Genomic DNA, 4,284 nt, shown 5'->3' with positions numbered 1-4,284 from the left:
AGCGCGGACGGCAGCGAGTGCTTCGTCGAGCGCCGCGCGCTCCTCGTCGCCTCCGCGACCCTCCTCGGGCGCCTCGCGCACCTGCCGCCGCCAATGCATGGCCGTTCCCAGTGCCACACCCGGCAGCGCGCAGACGCCGGCGATCTCGTTCTCGGCAAGCTCCCGCTTTTGCGCGGGCAATGCTGTTGCCACCTGCGGCGCCTCCCCTGCGGCCAACAGATCGGCGATGGCCTTGAGGACTCGCTCGCCGTCGTCACCGGTCGCGGTCAGGGCAACACGGTCATTCTTCTTGACGTCGAGCGCCATGATTGCGGTCGGGCTGCGCGCGTTCGCACTTTTGTCTCCGGTGCTGATCCTGATCTCGCCCGAAAATCGCTTTGCGCAATCCGCGATGCGTGCTGCCGGCCGCGCGTGGAGCCCGTGGTCAAAGCCAATAACGACTTCGACGCGATGGGTTTTGCCTTCTTGAGCTTGTGTTCGGCTGGATTCTTCGCCGCGCTCAACGAAGGCGATGGGCTGTCCCCGCTGGACCAGCCGGTTCAACGACTCCGGGATGAATTGGAACGCCTCGCCGTTCGTGAGCAGGATTGGTGTCACCAGGCTTTTGGCTTCGAGACCGACGGCGTCGAGGTCAAAGCTGATCAGCCGGTCGCCCGCGGCAACGCGGTCGCGGTCGCGGACATGCGCCTCGAAGCCACGGCCCTCGAGCGCGACCGTCTCAAGCCCGATATGGATGAGAATCTCCGCCCCTTCGGGGGTCCTCATCGTCACCGAGTGCCCCGCCGGCGCGACCAGCAACACTTCGGCATCGCAGGGCGCGACCAGCATTCCTTCGGTCGGGTCGATCGCGATTCCGGTTCCCATCATCCCTTCTGCAAAGACCGGGTCGGGAACCTCGCGGAGGCTCGTCAGCCATCCCGAGATGGGAGCGGCGAGGATCGTTCGGCTCATCGGCTGGAGCTCACGGGCGAGCGCCCTCGCAACTTTGTCATTGTGCGAGCATCCGGCACATCGTTAGCGTGCGTCAATAGTGATCACCGACCAATCCGAAGCGGCGGCGCAGGCCACGGCGATGTTTCGCGAAGCTGCCGAAGCCGCCGATGCGGTCGCGCGTCAGGAGAGCGCCACGGGCGAGTTGGAGCGGATCGGGGCCGCACTCCGCAAGCGTTCGCCGCCGGTCGTGATCACCTGCGCGCGGGGCAGCTCCGACCATTCCGCGACCTACGCAAAATATGCGATCGAGACGCGCATCGGCGTTCCGGTCGCCTCCGCGGCGCCGTCGATCGCATCTGTCTATGGATCGCCGCTCAAGGCGGACGGCGCCGTCTGCATCGCCATTTCGCAATCGGGCAGAAGCCCCGACCTGCTCGCGACCGTGGCTGGCCTCAAGGCCACCGGCGCATGCGTGATCGCGCTGGTGAACGAAACAGATTCGCCGCTGGCGGAGATGGCGGACGAGGTGTTCGGCCTCGCCGCAGGACAGGAGCGAAGCGTCGCCGCGACCAAGTCGTTCATTGCCTCGCTCGCCGGCATCGCCCGGCTGGTCGCCGAATGGAGCGACGACGATGTGCTGCGAAGCGACCTGCGCGAGCTTCCCTCGCTGCTCAGGCGAGCCTGGGATCTCGACTGGATCGGGCTGGTCGAGGGCTTGAAAGGTGCAACGGACCTTTACGTTCTCGGGCGCGGCGTCGGGTTCGGCGTTGCGCAGGAAGCCGCGCTCAAGCTCAAGGAGACGTCGCAGCTCCACGCCGAGGCGTTCAGCACAGCCGAGCTTCGCCACGGGCCGATGGCGCTGGTGCGCAAGGGTTTTCCGGCGCTGATGTTCGGCCAGGCCGACGAGACCGGGCGCAACGTCGGCGAGACGGCGCGTGCTTTGGTCGAGCGCGGCGCGCGGGTATTCCTCACCGGCGCTCAGGCGGAAGGCGCGACGGTCCTCCCGGCGATTTCATGCGCGCCGCTGCTCGAGCCGATCGTCCAGATCCAGTCCTTCTACCGCGCGGCGAATGCGCTCGCACTCGCGCGCGGGGTCGATCCCGACCGTCCGCCGCATCTCGCCAAAATCACGGAAACGCACTGATGGCCGAGGCTCTGGTCAACGGCCGTGTGCTGGTCGGCGACGGGTTCGTGACGGGGCGAGCGGTCGTCATCGACAGCGGCCGCATCGATTCGATCATCGATGAAGACGATCTCCCGCGCGATGCCGCTAAAGTCGACCTGCAAGGACGAACGGTCGTTCCGGGCTTCATCGACACACAGGTCAACGGCGGCGGAGACCGTCTGTTCAACGACGATCCGAGCGTCGAAACGATCGCCGCTATAGGGGCGGCGCACAGGCGTTTCGGGACGACCGGCTTCCTGCCGACGTTGATCAGCGACGATGCGGCGAAGATCGAAGCGGCGATGGAGGCCGCGCGGTCAGCGATCGAGCAGGGCATCCCGGGCGTGCTCGGAGTCCACATCGAGGGGCCGTTCCTCAACGTCGAGAAGAAGGGCATCCACGACGCCGCCAAGCTGCGGCCGATCGACGATGAGGAAATCGCGCTGCTGAGCCGCCCCACCGGCGGAAGGACGGTCGTCACCCTGGCCCCCGAAAAGGTGCCGCAGGAGGCGATCCGGCGATTGGCGGAGGCGGGCGTGATCGTTTGCGCCGGCCACACCAACGCCTCGGCCGACTGCATCGCGGAAGCGCTGCGAAACGGCCTGCGCGGCTTCACGCATCTGTTCAACGCTATGTCGCAACTGACCGCCCGCGAGCCGGGCGTGGTGGGAGCGGCGCTGTCCGACGAGCACAGTTGGTGCGGTCTGATCGTCGATGGCCACCATATCGATCCGCGGGTGCTCAAGATCGCCCTCCGCGCCGCGCCGCTCACCCGCTTCATGCTGGTCAGCGACGCGATGCCGAGCGTCGGCGGGGCCAAGGCGTTCATGCTCGGCGAGCAGGCGATCTCGGTCGTCGACGGCAAGTGCGTCAACGCGGACGGCACGATCGCCGGTTCGGATCTCGACATGGCGAGCGCCGTCCGGAACGCGGTCTCGATGCTCGGGTTGAAAGTGACTGAAGCTGTGGCGATGGCCGGTGCCAATCCCGCCGCATTCCTCGGACTCCATCATGAGCTCGGCCGGATTGCGCCGGGCTATAGGGCCAACCTCGTGCTGTTCGACGGCGAACTGCAGGTCGTCGAAAGCTGGGTCGACGGCGCCCGCTCAGGCGACGCCTAGGCGCGCTGCGCCGCAGCGACCAATGCAGCGCCGATCGCCTGCCGCAGGGGCTTTGCCCGGAACTGCGCATCGTAAGGCGTTCCGCGCTTGGGCGCCTTGTCGGCGCGCGGGTCGAACCCCTCGAGCCAGCTGTAGCGGTCGCACATTCCCCAGCACATGACGTCGCGCAGCTGGGGATAATCGAGCATCACGTCGAGATAGGCTTTCGCGTAATCGGCGACCATCCGGTCCCGCGTGACGATCGCCTGCGGCGCCGCGTGGTCGTTGACGTCGAACTCAGTGATCACCAGCCGGTAGCCCATGCCGACCACCTCATCGAGGAAACGGCGCCATGGCCCTTGCGACTCGCGCACGATCTCGGCGACGGATGCGCCCTTAAGCAGGCGGATGTGCGACTGGACGCCGAGCGCATCGACCGGCGTGCCGCGTTTGCGAAAACCTTCGAGAAGCGTGAGCACGCCCTTGATGTGAGTCTCGTCCTCGCTGTTCCGCTCCCAGCTCATGTAATCGTTGTAGACCAGCTCGGCGCGTGGGGCCTCGGCGCGCGCCGTGTGGAACATGAGGTCGACGAAGCGCTCGCCGCCGATCGCGCGCGTGACGTTCGTCTCGCGGATCGCGCCCGTTTCGGGCTGAACCGCCTCGTTGACGACGTCGTAGGAATAGACGCGCTGGCCGTAGCGGCGGCAGACCGTCTGCACATGGGATGTCAGCAACCGCTCAACTTCCGCTGCCGACGCGAACTTCGTCTCGGCGAGCCACTTCGGGTACCATTTGGCCGGAGTCCAGAAGAGCGTGTGGCCGCGGAGCGGAAAGCCATGCGCGGTCGCGTAATCGGCGATCCCGTCGAACTGGCGGAAGTCGAACTTGTCGGGCCCGGGCCGCGACCACTGCCACTTGAGCTCATTCTCCGGCACCAGGAGCCCGCATTCGCGCTCGAGGATGCGCGCATAGGCGGGATTGGCGAAGCTGCCGCGGTCGGCGCCGGGATGTCCCCACGCCACCGCCGAGCCGAAGCGGCGGCCGCTTCGGCGCGCAAGCGAGTCGAGGGAATCGGCCGCGGCCGGC

At 67.1% G+C, this 4,284-nt stretch carries 4 protein-coding genes; 2 read left to right on the top strand and 2 right to left on the bottom strand.

Annotated elements, in window-relative coordinates; genetic code table 11:
* Positions 1-951 (bottom strand): glucose PTS transporter subunit IIA (locus GH737_RS13305; protein WP_155265279.1); only part of this gene is annotated, 951 nt, incomplete at its 3' end.
* Positions 952-1,030: 79 nt separating this feature from the next.
* On the opposite strand from GH737_RS13305, the gene GH737_RS13300 reads away from it, so the two are divergent.
* Positions 1,031-2,077, top strand: a complete 1,047-nt coding sequence (locus GH737_RS13300; RefSeq protein WP_420853456.1) for an SIS domain-containing protein — start codon at positions 1,031-1,033, stop codon at positions 2,075-2,077.
* Complete coding sequence (gene nagA / locus GH737_RS13295; protein ID WP_155265278.1) at positions 2,077-3,219, top strand: N-acetylglucosamine-6-phosphate deacetylase; 1,143 nt, start codon at positions 2,077-2,079, stop codon at positions 3,217-3,219. Before GH737_RS13300 ends, nagA begins: the two co-directional genes overlap by 1 nt.
* On the opposite strand, the gene GH737_RS13290 is transcribed toward nagA, so the two are convergent.
* Positions 3,216-4,284: endo-1,4-beta-xylanase (locus tag GH737_RS13290; RefSeq protein ID WP_155265277.1), on the bottom strand; the 1,069-nt coding region annotated here is incomplete at its 5' end. The genes nagA and GH737_RS13290 overlap by 4 nt on opposite strands.

Source organism: Sphingomonas segetis, assembly GCF_009720245.1.
In the GTDB taxonomy this organism is placed as follows: domain Bacteria; phylum Pseudomonadota; class Alphaproteobacteria; order Sphingomonadales; family Sphingomonadaceae; genus Sphingomicrobium; species Sphingomicrobium segetis.
The sequence above is the reverse complement of the archived record's forward strand: the minus strand, read 5'-3'. Positions and strand labels throughout refer to the sequence as shown.

Coding starts and splice junctions, on each gene's coding strand:
- nagA (WP_155265278.1), top strand. CDS start 2,077: ATGGCCGAGGCTCTGGTCAACGGCCGTGTGCTGGTCGGCGACGGGTTC.